Source organism: Klebsiella huaxiensis, assembly GCF_003261575.2.
GTDB lineage: Bacteria > Pseudomonadota > Gammaproteobacteria > Enterobacterales > Enterobacteriaceae > Klebsiella > Klebsiella huaxiensis.
The window spans coordinates 5,108,350-5,123,832 of record NZ_CP036175.1 but is presented as its reverse complement, the minus strand read 5'-3'; the positions used below and the strand labels follow the sequence as shown (position 1 = coordinate 5,123,832).

Here is a 15,483-nt window from a genome sequence, read left to right as displayed (position 1 = left end):
TCATTGTTGCTGCTTGCGGCTATGCTTGTAACTCAATGGTTAAGAGCTCAGAACGGATAATAAAGCATGTTAGAGGTATACCTTGTTCGCCACGGCGAAACGCAGTGGAACGCCGAGCGACGTATTCAGGGCCAGTCGGATAGTCCACTTACCGCCCACGGTGAGCGTCAGGCCTGGCAAGTCGGCGAGCGTGCCAGAACGTTGGGGATAACGCATATTATCGCCAGCGATTTAGGCCGTACGCGGCGCACGGCGGAAATTATTGCTGAAGCCTGCGGTTGCAACATCATTCCTGATCCCCGCTTGCGTGAGCTGGATATGGGCGTGCTTGAGAAACGCCATATCGACTCGTTGAGCGAGGAAGAAGAGGGTTGGCGCCGGCAACTGGTTAACGGCACGCCTGACGGTCGTATTCCGCAAGGGGAGTCAATGCAAGAGCTGAGCGATCGTATGCACGCGGCGCTGGCGTCTTGTCTGGAACTGCCTGCGGGAAGTCGGCCGCTGCTGGTGAGTCATGGGATGGCGCTGGGCTGCCTGGTGAGTACGATTCTTGGCTTGCCGGCGTATGCTGAACGTCGCTTGCGTCTGCGCAACTGCTCCATTTCCCGCGTTGATTATCAGCAAAGCCCCTGGCTGGCATCAGGCTGGGTTGTAGAAACCGCGGGGGATGTTTCGCATCTTGATGCCCCCGCGATGGATGAACTACAGCGTTAACGACGAATCGGGATCAGGTACTCGCAGCGCAGCTGAATAGGTGGTTCCTGATTCCGACTTTCATCTTCCGGGAAGAAACGCTCAATATCCAGACCCTTACGGCGGGTGAGGTTGAGCATTGGCATACAGGTACCGTAAACCGTCAGGATAAATTCCTGTAAACCCGTACCTAAACCTTCGTAGGTAAACATCACGTACTCGCCGCCTTCCAGAATAACTGGATGGGAATTGTGCAGGTGACCGTTAGCCAGTTCTGGTGTCAGCGCGGTGGTGTAGAACACCTCTTGCTCATCGTCTTTATCCTGGCTTGGACGCGGCTCATGCAGCCCGTACAAGGTCGGAGGAATCGTCGGTGTATTGGCAAGGAATTCTCGCCAGAATTGGACGCGCATCTGGTTACGGAAATCGGAGATTTCCTCCAGCTTGCAGGTGTAGCTCTGGGTGACGCCAACCAGTTGAGTCGTGTTAAGGGTGACAAACTCGTGTTTCGGCATCGCGAACTCGCCCAGACGCAGTGGGGGACGCATACCGTAAGAGCTCCAGTCTGGAGAACGACGATAAAGAGCTGGCGTTAGTGAAAATTGCTTTTTGAACGCGCGCGTAAAGGTCTGCTGCGAATCAAAGCGATACTGCAACGCAATATCCAGAATCGGACGCGCAGTCAGGCGTAGGGCTACCGCCGACTTGGATAAGCGACGGGCGCGAATATAGGCACCGATGGCGTGGCCGGTTACGTCCTTGAACATTCTTTGTAAATGCCACTTGGAATAGCCAGCCTTCGCTGCCACATTGTCCAGTGAGAGTGGCTGATCCAGGTGACCTTCCAGCCAGCTAAGGAGATCGCGAATAATCCCTGCTTGATCCATAAAATATCCCCATCCTTAAACTCAGGTGCCTGATACTAAAGGTAGCGGATAATAGCATTTTTTGATGTTTTAGCATTCAGTGTTTTTTTTGCTTTTAAATGCGATTATTCCAGATGTTATGGTGGTGATTTTGTAAAGCTGTGATCTATAAAACTTTTCTTCTTAATGTGTGATAATCACTCAGCTAAATTTTTAAGAATGGTAACAATATGAAATACAAGAAGTTAGTTGCGAGTATGTTTTTACTGGCCAGCTGTCAGATGGCGCAGGCGGAGCAAATCGGCTCGGTGGATACTGTGTTTAAGTTTCTCGGACCGGACCATAAGATAGTCGTTGAGGCTTTTGACGACCCGGATGTCCAGAACGTGACGTGCTATATCAGCCGGGCGAAAACCGGGGGAATTAAAGGCGGGTTAGGGCTGGCGGAAGATACCTCTGATGCCGCGATATCCTGTCAGCAGGTAGGGCCCATTGAGCTGACGGATAAAATCAAAAAAGGCAAAACCCAGGGCGATGTGGTTTTCCAGAAACGTACCTCGCTGGTATTTAAAAAGCTGCAGGTCGTGCGTTTTTACGATGCCAAACGTAACGCGCTGGTCTATCTGACCTATTCGGATAAAATCGTTGACGGCTCGCCGAAGAATGCCATTAGTGCCGTGCCGATTATGCCATGGAATAAATAACAGGGAACGACGATGCAACAACCGCGGATCTGGTTGGTGGAAGATGAGTTGAGCATTGCGGATACGCTGGTCTACATGCTCCAACAGGAAGGTTTTATCGTTACGGCGTTTGAACGTGGACTGCCTGCACTTGATGCGGCTCACCATCAGATACCCGACCTGGCGATTCTGGATGTTGGGCTGCCTGATATCAGCGGCTTTGAACTATGCCGTCGACTGCTGGCCCGCCATCCGGCGCTACCGGTGCTGTTTCTGACGGCCCGCAGTGAAGAGGTGGATAAGTTACTTGGCCTGGAAATCGGTGCTGATGATTATATTGCCAAGCCTTTTTCCCCTCGTGAAGTCTGCGCCAGAGTGCGCACTGTTTTGCGGAGGTTGCAGAAATTCGCGGCTCCTTCACCGCTACTGCGCGTGGGGGAGTTTACGCTTAATGATGCCTCCGCTCTGGTGACGTGGTGCGGTCAATCGTTGAATCTGACCCGCTATGAGTTTCTGCTGTTAAAAACGCTACTGCACGCCCCTGGTCGCATATTTTCCCGCCAGCAGCTTATGGAGCAGGTATGGGGCGATGCGAACGAGAGCTTCGATCGCACCGTTGATACCCATATCAAAACCCTGCGCGCTAAGCTGCGTGAAATAAACCCCAACGTTTCCCCGATCAATACGCATCGCGGCATGGGATACAGCCTCGGAGGCTTCTGATGCGCATCGGAATGCGATTGCTACTCGGCTATTTTCTGATTGTGGCGATTGCGGCGTGGTTTGTTCTCTCCATTTTCGTCCAGGAGATTAAGCCGGGCGTGCGGCGGGCAACGGAAGGCACGTTGATCGATACCGCGACCTTGCTTGCTGAATTGGCTCGTGAAGACTTGCTTTCCGCTGATCCGCAGCATGGACGCCTGGCCCTGGCCTTTCAAACGCTTCATCGTCAGCCGATCAACGCCAACATTGCCGGTATTAACAAAGTTCGCAATGAATATCACGTCTACATGACTGATGCGCAGGGGAAGGTGGTGTTTGATTCCACGGGTAAAGCGTTGGGACAAGACTACTCTCGCTGGAACGATGTCTGGCTCACATTGCGCGGCCAGTACGGTGCGCGAAGCACGCGCAGTGACCCGAACGATGATAATAGTTCGATTATGTATATTGCCGCACCGGTCACTGATCATGGGCGAATTATTGGCGTGCTGAGCGTCGGCAAACCCAACCTGGCCATGGTACCGGTTATCAAACGTAGCGAGCGGCGTATTCTGTGGGCGAGTGGGGCACTGCTGGGAATTGCACTACTGATTGGCGCCGGGATGGTGTGGTGGATTAATTTCTCCATCGGTAAGCTGGTTCGTTATGCAGATTCGGTGACTGCCGACCGGCCGGTTCCGTTGCCGGATGTGGGCAGCAGCGAACTGCGTAAGCTGGCGCAAGCACTGGAGAGTATGCGTCTCAAGCTGGAGGGTAAAAACGCGATTGAGAACTATGTTTATGCGCTGACTCATGAGCTGAAGAGTCCGCTGGCGGCAATTCGCGGCGCGGCGGAAATTCTCCATGAAGGTCCTCCACCTGAGATAGCTGCGCGCTTTACTGGCAATATCCTCGCGCAAAATGCGCGGATGCAGTCGCTGGTAGAGAATTTGCTCCAGCAGGCCCGTCTTGAAAACAGGCTAGAGATTGCGCGGCGTCCTGTCTCTGTCGCTGCTCTTTTTGGCCGCCTGGCTGAGGAGCGCGAAATAGCGCTAGCGGCGAAAAAGCTCACTCTCCACTGGCAGGAGACCAATCTGTCAGTTGTGGGGGATAGCGAACTCCTGGCGCAGGCGCTAGGTAATTTGCTGGATAATGCTATTGATTTCACGCCTGTTGAAGGAGAGATCCTGCTTGGCGCAGAGGAAAGCGATGGTGGCGTGCTATTAACGGTGAGCGATACGGGTAGCGGTATTCCAGATTATGCCCTGGGACGCATCTTTGAGCGCTTCTATTCTTTACCGCGTGAAAATGGCCATAAAAGCAGTGGCCTGGGTCTGGCATTTGTTCGTGAAGTCGCGCGCCTGCATCAGGGGGATATCCAACTGCTTAATCGCCCTGAAGGCGGCGTGTGCGCTTTGCTAAGACTTCACGCTCACTTCACATAGCTTCAAACTCCCCCCACATAGCCCATCTAAGGTGTGCCTATCACTAAGGAGAGGGCTATGTTGAAATCACCACTATTCTGGAAAATGAGCACCCTGCTGGGATGCATTTTACTGTTGTCGATCCCGCTGATGATCGTCAGGCAACTGATCGTTGAACGCGCGGATTATCGCAGCGATGTTGTCGATGCTCTGCAGAGCAGTACTAGCGGGCCGCAAAAGCTGACCGGGCCGCTGATTGCTATTCCCGTTACCGAGACGCTGACCCGCATTGAAGATAAAAAAGAGGTTGAGTATCAACGTAGTTGGCTGCATTACTGGTTGCCAGAAACGCTGGCGATAACCGGAAAGCAGAATGTTGAATCGCGGAAAATCGGCATTTATGAAGGTCAAATCTGGCACAACGATCTCGGAATTAAAGCGCATTTCGATATTTCCCGTCTGGCTGAACTCAAAAAAGACAATATTGCATTGGGCCAACCTTTTATGGTGGTCGGCGTTAGCGATGCGCGCGGGATTGGCGCTATTGTCGCGCCGCAGATTAATGGTGAGGCGTTGCCCGTAGAACCCGGACTCGGTCTTAGCGGTAGCGGAGAGGGAGTTCATATGCCGATGCCGTTGTTGTCATCTGAACAAAAAACGCTGGATGTTGAATTCACACTTAACCTGAACGGAACCGGGAGCTTCTCGGTGGTGCCGATCGGACGCAACAGTGAACTACAACTGGCCAGCAACTGGGCGCACCCTGGTTTTCTCGGCGATTTTCTCCCGGTTAACCGTGAGGTCACTCCCTCTGGCTATAGTGCGCACTGGCAAAGTAGCTGGTTTGCAAACAACATGGCCCGTTTTTTCGTAGACGATCGTGAGATTGAGTGGCGTCAGCTACCTGCTTTTAATGTTAACGTCACGACCCCTGCCGATCAGTACCAACTGACCGATCGGGCGACGAAATATGCCATTCTTTTGATTTCACTAACTTTCATGGCATTTTTCGTATTCGAAAGTTTAACTCAGTGTCGTTTGCACCCGATGCAGTATCTGTTGGTGGGGCTGTCGTTAGTGATGTTCTACCTAGTATTGCTGGCACTTTCTGAGCATATCGGCTTTACGCTATCCTGGATTGTCGCCAGCCTGATAGGGGCATTAATCAACGGGGTGTATCTGCATGCCGTCATGAAAGGGTGGCGTAATAGTTTGCTTTTCGTCTGCGCGTTATTACTGCTGGATGGTGTGATGTGGATGCTCTTGCGTTCGGAAGATAGTGCCTTGTTGTTGGGGACTGGAGTGCTGCTATTGGCGTTGAGTGCGCTAATGTTCCTGACACGCCATGTCGACTGGTATGCTTTATCTCTTCCGAAGCCGAAGGAAGAGCAGCCCGGCGGCGATGGCAATGACGGTGGTGATAGTGGTAGCGACGACAAACTCAGAATCTGGAAATAAAAAAAAACGGCGCGAATAGCGCCGTTTTTACGTTATGACAGCAAGAAAAACCGGGTTATTCCTGCAGGTCTCCACAGAAGCGGTACCCCTCGCCATGGATAGTGGCGATGATTTCCGGGGTGTCCGGAGTGGACTCAAAATGCTTACGAATACGACGGATGGTCACGTCCACGGTACGGTCGTGCGGCTTAAGCTCACGGCCGGTCATTTTCTTCAGCAGTTCTGCACGTGACTGGATTTTTCCCGGATTTTCGCAGAAGTGCAGCATGGCGCGGAATTCACTGCGCGGCAGCTTGTACTGCTCACCATTTGGGCTTACCAGCGAACGGCTATTGATATCCAGCTCCCAGCCGTTGAACTTATAGCTTTCTACGCTACGGCGCTCTTCGCTCGGGGTACCCAGGTTCATGGTACGAGAGAGCAGGTTGCGCGCGCGAATCGTCAGTTCACGTGGGTTGAACGGTTTAGTGATATAGTCATCGGCACCGATTTCGAGGCCCAGAATTTTATCCACTTCGTTATCGCGACCGGTAAGGAACATCAGCGCGACGTCCGCCTGTTCACGCAGTTCGCGCGCTAGCAGGAGGCCATTTTTACCTGGTAGGTTGATATCCATGATTACCAGGTTGATATCATTTTCAGACAGGATCTGATGCATTTCCGCGCCATCGGTCGCTTCGAATACATCGTAACCTTCTGCTTCGAAAATACTTTTTAACGTGTTGCGTGTTACCAACTCGTCTTCAACGATAAGAATGTGCGGGGTCTGCATGTTTGCTACCTAAATTGCCAACTAAATCGAAACAGGAAGTACCAAAGTCCCTGACCTGCCTGGTACATGTCGCAAATTAACATGCCCGGCGTAACATGACTAAAGTACGTAATTGCGTTCTTGATGCACTTTCCATCAACGTCAACAACAACATTAGCTCGGTCGTGGGTACTTTCCCTCTGGACCCGACGGTGTCAAAAACGGCTGTCATCCTAACCATTTTAACAGCAACATAACAGGCTAAGAGAGTCCTGACACCCAATAAAACTACGCTTCGTTGACATATATCAAGTTCAATTGTAGCACGTTAACAGTCTTGTGAAATCATTGCATCGATATGCGATTCATAGTCACAATTCATACACGGCTCAATTAGTTGCGCTAAGAAAATAATAAATATGATGAATCCAACGCCCTGAAACGTACTCTGACATAAATTTCATTGCCAAACATATGGATAAAGACGTTCTGTTAACATACTCCGTGTCGTGGGGCCTTGGGAATAGTTTAGTTTTTTTTATGGGTGATCAAACTCAAATTTAGTGATTTTTGTTGCAAATTTGTAAATTCTCAACGCGTAAAATGAACGCGTGGAGTGATATTTCCGCTGCGTAAAAAGGTAAAAGAGAAACCGAATGCGTTTATCAATTGTATTAGTGTCCCCCGCTCGGGCTGAGAACGTAGGTGCTGCAGCACGAGCAATGAAAACAATGGGGTTTAGCGACATGCGTATCGTCGATAGCGATGCTCATTTGCAGCCTGCGGCGCGCTGGGTTGCACACGGCTCCGGGGATATTCTCGATAATATCAGCACTTATCCCACCCTGGAGAAGGCGCTACATGATGTTGATTTTACTGTTGCCACCACCGCCCGTAGCCGGGCGCGTTTCCATTACTACGCGACGCCGCAGCAGCTGTTGCCGCTGCTGGAGGAGAAGGCGCAGTGGATGAATCATGCCGCGCTGGTGTTTGGTCGTGAAGATTCCGGGCTAACTAACGAAGAGCTGGCCCTTGCCGATGTGTTGACTGGTGTACCGATGGTGGCGGACTATCCTTCGCTGAACTTAGGACAGTCGGTGATGGTGTATTGCTATCAACTGACCTCTTTGTTGCAGCAAACCCCGGCGACATCTACCGGCGTGGATGATAATCAGCTGCAGGCATTACGTCTAAGAACGCTCGACTTGCTCACCCGACTGGGTGTTGGGGATGATATAAAACTTACCGATTGGCTACAGCAGCGAATCGGTCTTTTACAACAGCGCGATACTGCGATGCTGCATCGTTTATTGCATGATATTGAAAAAAACCTATCAGATTAAAGTTCTGTCATATTATTTTTATATGGTTGTATGTTCTGATTTCATGTGTCCTTATGCGTAAACCCGGGGGGATTGTCAGGTGATTATGGCGCATTGACCGGGTGCGCAAAAAATGGCTAAAAGTAGAAATTCGTTGACTTAAGTCGACAGATACTTTAACCAATATAGGCACAGGACACAGACAGATAAAAATTACAGAGTACACAACATCCATGAATCGCATCGGCATGATTACCACGATTATCACCACCACTATTACCACAGGTAACGGTGCGGGCTGACGCGTACAGGAAACACAGAAAAAAGCCCGCACCTGAACAGTGCGGGCTTTTTTTTCGATAAAAGATTAAGGGGTTACAACCATGCGTGTGTTGAAGTTCGGCGGTACATCAGTGGCAAATGCAGAACGTTTTCTGCGAGTTGCCGATATTCTGGAGAGCAATGCCAGGCAGGGGCAGGTAGCCACCGTACTTTCTGCCCCTGCGAAGATTACTAACCACTTGGTTGCGATGATTGAGAAAACGATCGGTGGTCAGGATGCACTTACCAATATCGCCGATGCCGAACGCATTTTTGCCGAACTTCTGCAGGGGCTCGCTGAGGCCCAGCCTGGTTTCCCGCTTGCTCAGCTGAAAATTTTTGTTGAGCAAGAGTTTGCGCAAATCAAGCATGTGCTGCACGGTATCAGCCTGCTTGGGCAGTGCCCGGATAGCGTCAATGCTTCGCTAATCTGCCGGGGTGAAAAGCTTTCTATCGCGATTATGGCCGGTCTGCTGGAAGCGCGTGGTCATCACGTCACGGTCATTAACCCAGTCGAAAAATTGCTAGCAGTAGGTCACTACCTTGAGTCCACAGTTGATATCGCTGAATCGACTCGCCGCATTGTCGCCAGTCAGATCCCATCAGACCATATGGTGCTGATGGCCGGTTTCACCGCGGGCAATGAAAAGGGTGAACTGGTGGTTCTGGGGCGTAACGGTTCTGACTACTCCGCCGCGGTACTGGCTGCCTGCCTGCGTGCCGACTGTTGTGAAATCTGGACTGACGTCGATGGTGTTTATACCTGCGACCCTCGTCAGGTGCCAGATGCGCGCCTGCTGAAGTCGATGTCTTATCAGGAAGCGATGGAGCTTTCTTATTTTGGTGCCAAAGTTCTGCACCCGCGCACCATTGCGCCAATCGCCCAGTTCCAGATCCCCTGTTTAATCAAAAATACGGGTAACCCGCAGGCACCAGGCACGCTTATCGGTGCGAGTCTTGATGAAGATGGTCTGCCGGTGAAGGGGATCTCCAATCTTAATAATATGGCGATGTTCAACGTCTCCGGTCCGGGCATGAAAGGCATGGTAGGAATGGCGGCGCGTGTTTTTGCTACCATGTCTCGCGCCGGAATTTCTGTCGTTTTGATCACCCAATCCTCTTCGGAATACAGCATCAGTTTCTGCGTACCGCAGAGCGACTGCGCGCGGGCGAAGCGGGTGATGGAAGAAGAGTTCTATCTGGAACTGAAAGAGGGCCAACTGGAACCGCTTTCTATTATGGACCGTCTGGCGATCATCTCTGTTGTCGGCGATGGGATGCGTACTCTGCGCGGTATCTCCGCCAAGTTCTTTGCCGCGCTGGCGCGCGCCAACATCAATATTGTCGCGATTGCTCAGGGCTCTTCCGAGCGTTCTATCTCTGTTGTTGTCAGCAATGATGATGCAACAACCGGCGTGCGCGTGACTCACCAGATGCTGTTCAATACCGACCAGGTTATTGAAGTGTTTGTTATCGGCGTCGGTGGTGTTGGCGGCGCGTTGATCGAACAGATCAAGCGCCAGCAAAGTTGGCTGAAGAGTAAACATATTGATCTGCGCGTTTGCGGCGTCGCCAATTCTCGCGCTTTGCTGACCAATGTACACGGTCTCAATCTTGAACACTGGCGCGATGAGCTGGCGGAGGCCAAAGATGGATTTAATTTGGGTCGACTTATTCGTTTGGTGAAAGAGTATCACCTGTTGAACCCGGTTATTGTCGACTGTACCTCCAGCCAGTCCGTCGCCGATCAGTACGCGGATTTCTTGCGCGAAGGCTTTCACGTGGTCACGCCGAACAAAAAGGCGAATACCTCATCACTGGATTACTATCACCAACTGCGTCATGCCGCGAGCAGCTCTCGGCGTAAGTTCTTATACGATACCAACGTCGGCGCGGGCCTACCGGTCATTGAAAACCTGCAAAATCTGCTGAATGCGGGCGATGAGCTGCTGCACTTCTCCGGTATTCTGTCCGGCTCGTTGTCGTTTATCTTCGGTAAGCTGGATGAAGGCATGAGTTTCTCTGATGCAACGAAACTGGCGCGTGAGATGGGCTACACCGAACCGGATCCGCGTGATGATCTCTCTGGCGTTGATGTTGCGCGCAAGCTGCTGATCCTGGCGCGTGAAACCGGGCGTGAGCTGGAGCTGTCTGACATTATCGTTGAGCCAGCGCTGTCGGCAGGTTTTGACGCCAGCGGCGATGTTGAAAGCTTTATGGCACGCCTACCTTCTCTCGATGATGAGTTTGCCTCACGGGTCGTTAAAGCGCGCGATGAAGGTAAAGTCTTGCGTTATGTTGGTAACATCGAAGAGGATGGCACCTGCCGCGTGAAAATTGCCGCGGTTGACGGCAACGATCCGCTGTTCAAAGTGAAAAACGGCGAGAACGCGCTGGCCTTTTACAGCCACTATTATCAGCCGCTGCCACTGGTGCTGCGCGGCTATGGCGCGGGTAACGATGTAACGGCGGCGGGCGTATTCGCTGACCTGCTGCGTACCCTGTCATGGAAGTTAGGAGTTTAAGATGGTCAAAGTATATGCCCCGGCTTCCAGTGCCAATATGAGCGTCGGGTTTGATGTGCTGGGGGCTGCGGTGACGCCGGTTGACGGTACGCTGCTGGGAGACAATGTGACGGTGGAAGCCGCTGAGAGCTTCAGCCTGCAAAACGTTGGTCGTTTCGCCAGCAAGCTGCCGACAGTTCCGCAGGAAAATATCGTCTATCAATGCTGGGAGCGTTTCTGTCAGGAAATTGGCAAAAAGATCCCGGTGGCGATGACGCTGGAAAAAAATATGCCGATCGGTTCCGGCTTGGGTTCCAGCGCCTGTTCCGTCGTCGCCGCGCTGGTGGCAATGAATGAATTCTGCGGTAAGCCACTCAATGAAACCCGGATGCTGGCGCTGATGGGCGAGATGGAAGGGCGGATTTCTGGCAGTATTCATTACGATAACGTCGCGCCTTGCTACCTTGGCGGTATCCAGTTGATGATTGAGGAAAACGGCATCATCAGTCAGCAGATTCCAGGGTTTGACGAGTGGCTATGGGTGCTGGCTTATCCGGGGATTAAAGTCTCAACGGCGGAAGCGCGGGCGATTCTCCCGGCGCAGTATCGCCGCCAGGACTGCATCGCACATGGTCGCCATCTGGCGGGCTTCATTCACGCCTGCTATACCCGTCAGCCTCTGCTGGCGGCGAAATTGATGAAAGATGTGATTGCCGAACCGTATCGTACCAAACTACTGCCGGGCTTCAGCGAAGCGCGTCAGGCAGCAATGGAAATTGGCGCGCAGGCGTGCGGCATTTCCGGTTCCGGTCCGACGTTGTTCGCGTTATGCGATAAACCGGAAACCGCGCAGCGCGTCGCCGACTGGCTGGCTACGCACTATCTGCAAAATCAGGAAGGCTTCGTTCATATTTGCCGGCTGGACACGGCGGGCGCTCGAGTAGTGGGATAACCAATGAAACTCTATAACTTAAAAGATCATAACGAACAGGTCAGCTTTGCGCAGGCCGTGACGCAGGGGCTTGGCAAGCAGCAGGGACTGTTCTTTCCGCACGATCTGCCGGAATTCAACCTGAGCGAAATCGATGACATGCTGGCGCTGGATTTTGTCTCGCGTAGCGCGAAAATTTTATCGGCAATGATTGGCGATGAGATCCCGCACGCGGTCCTGCAAGAGCGTATCGGCGCAGCCTTCGCCTTCCCGGCACCGGTCAGCAAAGTGCAAGACGATGTGGGCTGCCTGGAGTTATTCCACGGCCCGACGCTGGCGTTTAAAGACTTCGGCGGCCGCTTTATGGCGCAAATGCTGACCCATATCGCGGGCGACAAACCGGTGACCATTCTGACGGCAACATCCGGCGATACCGGCGCGGCGGTCGCACACGCATTTTATGGCCTACCAAACGTCAAGGTCGTCATCCTCTATCCGCGCGGTAAAATCAGTCCACTGCAGGAAAAACTGTTCTGTACCCTCGGCGGAAACATCGAGACCGTCGCTATCGATGGTGATTTTGATGCTTGTCAGGCGCTGGTTAAGCAGGCTTTTGACGATGAAGAGCTGAAGGTTGCGCTAGGTCTGAATTCGGCAAACTCAATTAATATTAGCCGCCTGTTGGCGCAGATTTGCTACTACTTCGAAGCGGTAGCACAACTGCCGCAGGAAGCCCGTAATCAGCTGGTTATCTCTGTGCCAAGCGGCAACTTTGGCGACCTGACCGCGGGACTGCTGGCGAAGTCTCTGGGCCTGCCGATCAAACGCTTTATTGCGGCAACCAATGCCAACGATACCGTGCCGCGTTTCCTGCAGGACGGTAACTGGTCGCCGAAAGCGACACAGGCTACCTTGTCTAACGCTATGGACGTCAGCCAGCCGAATAACTGGCCGCGCGTGGAAGAACTGTTCCGCCGTAAGACCTGGCGTTTGAACGAGCTGGGCTACGCGGCGGTGGATGATGAAACCACCAAAGACACCATGCGTGAACTGAAAGCCATTGGCTATACCTCAGAACCGCATGCGGCGATCGCTTATCGTGCGCTACGCGACCAGCTGCAGCCAGGCGAGTACGGCCTGTTCCTTGGAACGGCGCATCCGGCGAAATTTAAAGAGAGCGTGGAAGAGATTCTGCAAGAGACGCTGCCGCTGCCGAAAGAGCTGGCCGATCGTGCTGACCTGCCGCTGCTGTCACATAACTTGCCGGCAGATTATGCCGCGCTGCGTAAGCTGATGATGGGTTAAGCCTGAATCAGGCTCCCCTGACGCACCGTTCTGCGAAAGGGGAGCTTGTTTTACTGTTCGTGGCGCTTAAAGACCATCTCGCTTTTATCAGAAGCATCAGCATCAAAGAAATAACCTTCGCTATCGAAGTTGGTTAGTTGTTCGGGTTTGGTTAAGCGATTTTCAATAATGTAACGGCTCATTAAGCCGCGCGCTTTTTTAGCGTAGAAGCTGATCACCTTGAACTTACCGTTTTTCTCATCAAGGAAAACCGGCTTAATCAACTGACCCTCAAGCTGTTTAGGTTTGACCGATCTGAAGTATTCATCAGAGGCCAGGTTAATCACGACATCGTCACCCTGCGCTTTCAGCGCCTGATTTAGCTTATCGGTAATCACTTCTCCCCAGTACTGATACAGGTCTTTGCCCTTCGCGTTTTCAAGCTTAATGCCCATTTCCAGGCGATAAGGCTGCATGAGATCCAGCGGGCGTAGTACGCCATAAAGGCCGGAGAGCATACGCAGATGCTGCTGGGCAAAATCAAAGTCAGCTTCGCTAAAAGTTTCTGCCTGTAGGCCGGTGTAGACATCGCCCTTAAACGCCAGAATGGCCTGACGGGCGTTATCCGGTGTGAAATCCGGATGCCAGTCATGAAAACGAGTTGCATTGAGGTCAGCCAGCTTATCGCTGATGCTCATCAGCTTACCTATTTGCGGTGCTGATAGCTGACGGGCGATGCCGATAATCTCCTGAGAATACTCTAATAGTTCAGGCTGGGTATAGCGAGCGGTCGCCAGTGGGCTTTGATAATCAAGCGTTTTTGCAGGTGAAATCAGAATCAGCATATCCAGTCCTTGCGGGTAATTTGTTATGACTTTATCAAAAAAAAGTACTGGGAGGATCGATAGCTGCGATTGCCGCGCTATTCGCGCGGCAGATTATCCCAGGTTCCCGGCACCAACTGCTGATGAATCTCGGGATAGCGGGTGACATCAAACTCCGGTCGCTGCCCCAGTCGGCGCTGGCGTAGGTAATCACTGGCAATGATCCGTACTGTTGGCGACAGCAGCAGGATTGCCGTCAGGTTAGTAATCGCCATGAGTGCCATGATGATATCCGCCATCTGCCAGACAACCGGTAAACTGACCATCGATCCGGTGACGACCATGCTCAGCGTGAGAAGCCGTAGCACCCAGATGTTTCGTGTGCTATCCAGGCGCAGAAAGATCAGATTATTTTCGGCATAGACATAGTTTGCAACGATAGAGCTGAAGGCGAAAAGCAATACGATAAAGGCGACAAAACTGGATCCCCAGCCGCCGACGAGGTTGCTCATGGCATGTTGAATCGCCTGAATACCGTTCACCGCCTCACCGTTGCCGTCGTTCGGCGCGAGCATGATGATAACCGCGCTGGCGGTGCAGATCACTATCGTATCAATGAAGACGCCTATCATCTGGACTATCCCCTGAGCGGCAGGATGAGGAGGCCAGGAGGCGGCCGCTGCTGCGGCATTCGGTGTCGAACCCATACCTGCTTCGTTTGAGAACATACCGCGCTGAAAACCGCTGGTGAGTGCCTGGCTAATGGTATAGCCGACTGCGCCTGCGGCCGCCTCTTGCCAGCCAAAGGCGCAGCGGAAAATGGTTTCAAAAATCGTTGGCAGTGCGGTGATATGCCAGAGGCCGATGACCAGACTGGTTATCACCCAGAGCAGAGCCATTCCCGGCACGATCCACTGCATTAATCGTGCTACGCCGCGAATGCCCCGAACGATAACCAACAGGGTAAGAATCGCGAGTACACCGCCGGTGATAATCTCGGGTAAATGGAATGCATACTCCAGAGCATGGGCAACAGAGTTGGCCTGCACGGTGTTGAAAATGACGCAGTAGGCTATCAGCAGTAAAATGGAAAACAGGACTCCCATCCAGCGCATGCCTAATCCCCGAGCCATGTACCAGGCAGGGCCGCCGCGAAACTGCCCACGGGAATCTCGTTCTTTATAAAGTTGGGCGAGAGAGCATTCGGCAAAGCTGCTGGCCATACCGATCAGCGCAGAGACCCACATCCAAAAAACGGCACCCGGACCGCCTGCGGCAATGGCCAGCGCGACGCCTGCCAGATTACCGCTACCAACGCGCGCAGCCAGACTGGTACACAATGCCTGAAAGGATGTTAATCCTCCAGGCTGCGGCTGAAGACTTTTTTTCAGACTTTTGCCAAACTGGCGAACATAACGAAACTGAATATATTTTGATCGCCAGGTAAACCAGACGCCAGCGCCCAGTAACAGGTAAATCATTACCGAGCCCCAGAGTACTTCATTGATAAAAGACAGAAAATCAGGCATTAAACATCCTCTTGTCCATGCCGGTGCGCGAGTGTAAGCGCTACCAATTCAGTGACAATCCTTTAGTGTTCAGGTAATTAATTGACTAAGTTTATCACACTCTGCGCTCTTACATTGTCGGCGGTTGCGCTGACCCGGCAGCGTGTTATCATCTTGGCAGACCGGTTACATCCCCTTAACTGCTGTTTAAG

15 protein-coding genes and 1 other annotated feature are annotated in these 15,483 nt (G+C 52.4%); of the genes, 11 read left to right on the top strand and 4 right to left on the bottom strand.

The annotated features are described in order from the left end of the window. The first annotated feature begins 66 nt into the window (after nucleotides 1-66). Entirely contained in the window at nucleotides 67-714 is a 648-nt protein-coding gene (gpmB, locus tag DA718_RS24425; protein WP_112215067.1) for a 2,3-diphosphoglycerate-dependent phosphoglycerate mutase GpmB, read from the top strand. Here the strand turns inward: gpmB and robA are convergent. Further along, nucleotides 711-1,580 carry an MDR efflux pump AcrAB transcriptional activator RobA gene (robA, locus tag DA718_RS24420; RefSeq protein ID WP_110272681.1) on the bottom strand — a complete coding sequence of 290 codons (870 nt, stop codon included), beginning with the start codon at nucleotides 1,578-1,580 and terminating at the stop codon, nucleotides 711-713. The two genes, gpmB and robA, sit on opposite strands and share 4 nt — an antisense overlap. A gap of 209 nt (nucleotides 1,581-1,789) precedes the next feature. Here robA and creA point away from each other — a divergent pair, with 209 nt between their 5' ends. The 4 genes from creA to creD are packed head-to-tail and all read left to right on the top strand — an operon-like array spanning nucleotide 1,790 to nucleotide 5,826. Beyond that, entirely contained in the window at nucleotides 1,790-2,263 is a 474-nt protein-coding gene (creA, locus tag DA718_RS24415) for a protein CreA (RefSeq protein WP_112215066.1), read from the top strand. A gap of 12 nt (nucleotides 2,264-2,275) precedes the next feature. After that, the gene (gene creB, locus DA718_RS24410) at nucleotides 2,276-2,965 is read left to right on the top strand and encodes a two-component system response regulator CreB (protein ID WP_112215065.1); all 690 of its coding nucleotides are present in this window, start codon (nucleotides 2,276-2,278) and stop codon (nucleotides 2,963-2,965) included. Beyond that, nucleotides 2,965-4,389, top strand: a complete 1,425-nt coding sequence (creC, locus tag DA718_RS24405) for a two-component system sensor histidine kinase CreC (protein WP_112215064.1) — start codon at nucleotides 2,965-2,967, stop codon at nucleotides 4,387-4,389. The genes creB and creC overlap by 1 nt, the downstream gene beginning before the upstream one ends. A gap of 57 nt (nucleotides 4,390-4,446) precedes the next feature. Next, complete coding sequence (creD, locus tag DA718_RS24400; protein ID WP_167492827.1) at nucleotides 4,447-5,826, top strand: cell envelope integrity protein CreD; 1,380 nt, start codon at nucleotides 4,447-4,449, stop codon at nucleotides 5,824-5,826. 55 nt (nucleotides 5,827-5,881) lie between these two features. Here creD and arcA read toward each other — a convergent pair whose 3' ends face one another. Continuing rightward, the gene (arcA, locus tag DA718_RS24395; protein WP_004132265.1) at nucleotides 5,882-6,598 is read right to left on the bottom strand and encodes a two-component system response regulator ArcA; all 717 of its coding nucleotides are present in this window, start codon (nucleotides 6,596-6,598) and stop codon (nucleotides 5,882-5,884) included. Nucleotides 6,599-6,693: 95 nt separating this feature from the next. Here arcA and yjjY point away from each other — a divergent pair, with 95 nt between their 5' ends. The 6 genes from yjjY (at nucleotide 6,694) to thrC (ending at nucleotide 12,960) form a co-directional block, all read left to right on the top strand. Further along, entirely contained in the window at nucleotides 6,694-6,834 is a 141-nt protein-coding gene (gene yjjY / locus DA718_RS24390) for a YjjY family protein (protein ID WP_110272677.1), read from the top strand. A 399-nt stretch (nucleotides 6,835-7,233) separates the two neighbouring features. Continuing rightward, nucleotides 7,234-7,920, top strand: a complete 687-nt coding sequence (locus DA718_RS24385) for a tRNA/rRNA methyltransferase (protein ID WP_112215063.1) — start codon at nucleotides 7,234-7,236, stop codon at nucleotides 7,918-7,920. A 212-nt stretch (nucleotides 7,921-8,132) separates the two neighbouring features. Continuing rightward, nucleotides 8,133-8,201: a thr operon leader peptide gene (gene thrL, locus DA718_RS24380; RefSeq protein WP_004222578.1), complete on the top strand. Its 69-nt coding sequence runs from the start codon at nucleotides 8,133-8,135 to the stop codon at nucleotides 8,199-8,201. Continuing rightward, nucleotides 8,140-8,257: a sequence feature (Thr leader region), on the top strand. It overlaps the preceding gene by 62 nt. 25 nt (nucleotides 8,258-8,282) lie before the next feature. Beyond that, complete coding sequence (thrA, locus tag DA718_RS24375; protein WP_112215062.1) at nucleotides 8,283-10,745, top strand: bifunctional aspartate kinase/homoserine dehydrogenase I; 2,463 nt, start codon at nucleotides 8,283-8,285, stop codon at nucleotides 10,743-10,745. A gap of 1 nt (nucleotide 10,746) precedes the next feature. Further along, entirely contained in the window at nucleotides 10,747-11,676 is a 930-nt protein-coding gene (thrB, locus tag DA718_RS24370) for a homoserine kinase (protein ID WP_112215061.1), read from the top strand. 3 nt (nucleotides 11,677-11,679) lie between these two features. Continuing rightward, the gene (gene thrC / locus DA718_RS24365) at nucleotides 11,680-12,960 is read left to right on the top strand and encodes a threonine synthase (protein WP_112215060.1); all 1,281 of its coding nucleotides are present in this window, start codon (nucleotides 11,680-11,682) and stop codon (nucleotides 12,958-12,960) included. 50 nt (nucleotides 12,961-13,010) lie between these two features. On the opposite strand, the gene yaaA is transcribed toward thrC, so the two are convergent. Together yaaA and DA718_RS24355 are read right to left on the bottom strand one after the other, a co-directional pair. Then, on the bottom strand, nucleotides 13,011-13,784 hold the full coding sequence (gene yaaA, locus DA718_RS24360; RefSeq protein ID WP_112215059.1) for a peroxide stress protein YaaA: 774 nt from the start codon (nucleotides 13,782-13,784) through the stop codon (nucleotides 13,011-13,013). Between the two features lie 77 nt (nucleotides 13,785-13,861). Further along, entirely contained in the window at nucleotides 13,862-15,292 is a 1,431-nt protein-coding gene (locus DA718_RS24355) for an alanine/glycine:cation symporter family protein (RefSeq protein WP_112215058.1), read from the bottom strand. Nucleotides 15,293-15,483 lie beyond the last annotated feature (191 nt).

What these genes read in the sequence shown, in the direction of transcription:
- thrB (WP_112215061.1), top strand. Translation starts at nt 10,747, where the DNA reads ATGGTCAAAGTATATGCCCCGGCTTCCAGTGCCAATATGAGCGTCGGG.
- thrA (WP_112215062.1), top strand. Translation starts at nt 8,283, where the DNA reads ATGCGTGTGTTGAAGTTCGGCGGTACATCAGTGGCAAATGCAGAACGT.
- yaaA (WP_112215059.1), bottom strand. Translation starts at nt 13,784, where the DNA reads ATGCTGATTCTGATTTCACCTGCAAAAACGCTTGATTATCAAAGCCCA.
- creB (WP_112215065.1), top strand. Translation starts at nt 2,276, where the DNA reads ATGCAACAACCGCGGATCTGGTTGGTGGAAGATGAGTTGAGCATTGCG.
- creC (WP_112215064.1), top strand. Translation starts at nt 2,965, where the DNA reads ATGCGCATCGGAATGCGATTGCTACTCGGCTATTTTCTGATTGTGGCG.
- gpmB (WP_112215067.1), top strand. Translation starts at nt 67, where the DNA reads ATGTTAGAGGTATACCTTGTTCGCCACGGCGAAACGCAGTGGAACGCC.
- thrC (WP_112215060.1), top strand. Translation starts at nt 11,680, where the DNA reads ATGAAACTCTATAACTTAAAAGATCATAACGAACAGGTCAGCTTTGCG.
- DA718_RS24355 (WP_112215058.1), bottom strand. Translation starts at nt 15,292, where the DNA reads ATGCCTGATTTTCTGTCTTTTATCAATGAAGTACTCTGGGGCTCGGTA.
- creA (WP_112215066.1), top strand. Translation starts at nt 1,790, where the DNA reads ATGAAATACAAGAAGTTAGTTGCGAGTATGTTTTTACTGGCCAGCTGT.
- arcA (WP_004132265.1), bottom strand. Translation starts at nt 6,598, where the DNA reads ATGCAGACCCCGCACATTCTTATCGTTGAAGACGAGTTGGTAACACGC.
- robA (WP_110272681.1), bottom strand. Translation starts at nt 1,580, where the DNA reads ATGGATCAAGCAGGGATTATTCGCGATCTCCTTAGCTGGCTGGAAGGT.
- DA718_RS24385 (WP_112215063.1), top strand. Translation starts at nt 7,234, where the DNA reads ATGCGTTTATCAATTGTATTAGTGTCCCCCGCTCGGGCTGAGAACGTA.
- creD (WP_167492827.1), top strand. Translation starts at nt 4,447, where the DNA reads ATGTTGAAATCACCACTATTCTGGAAAATGAGCACCCTGCTGGGATGC.
- yjjY (WP_110272677.1), top strand. Translation starts at nt 6,694, where the DNA reads ATGACTAAAGTACGTAATTGCGTTCTTGATGCACTTTCCATCAACGTC.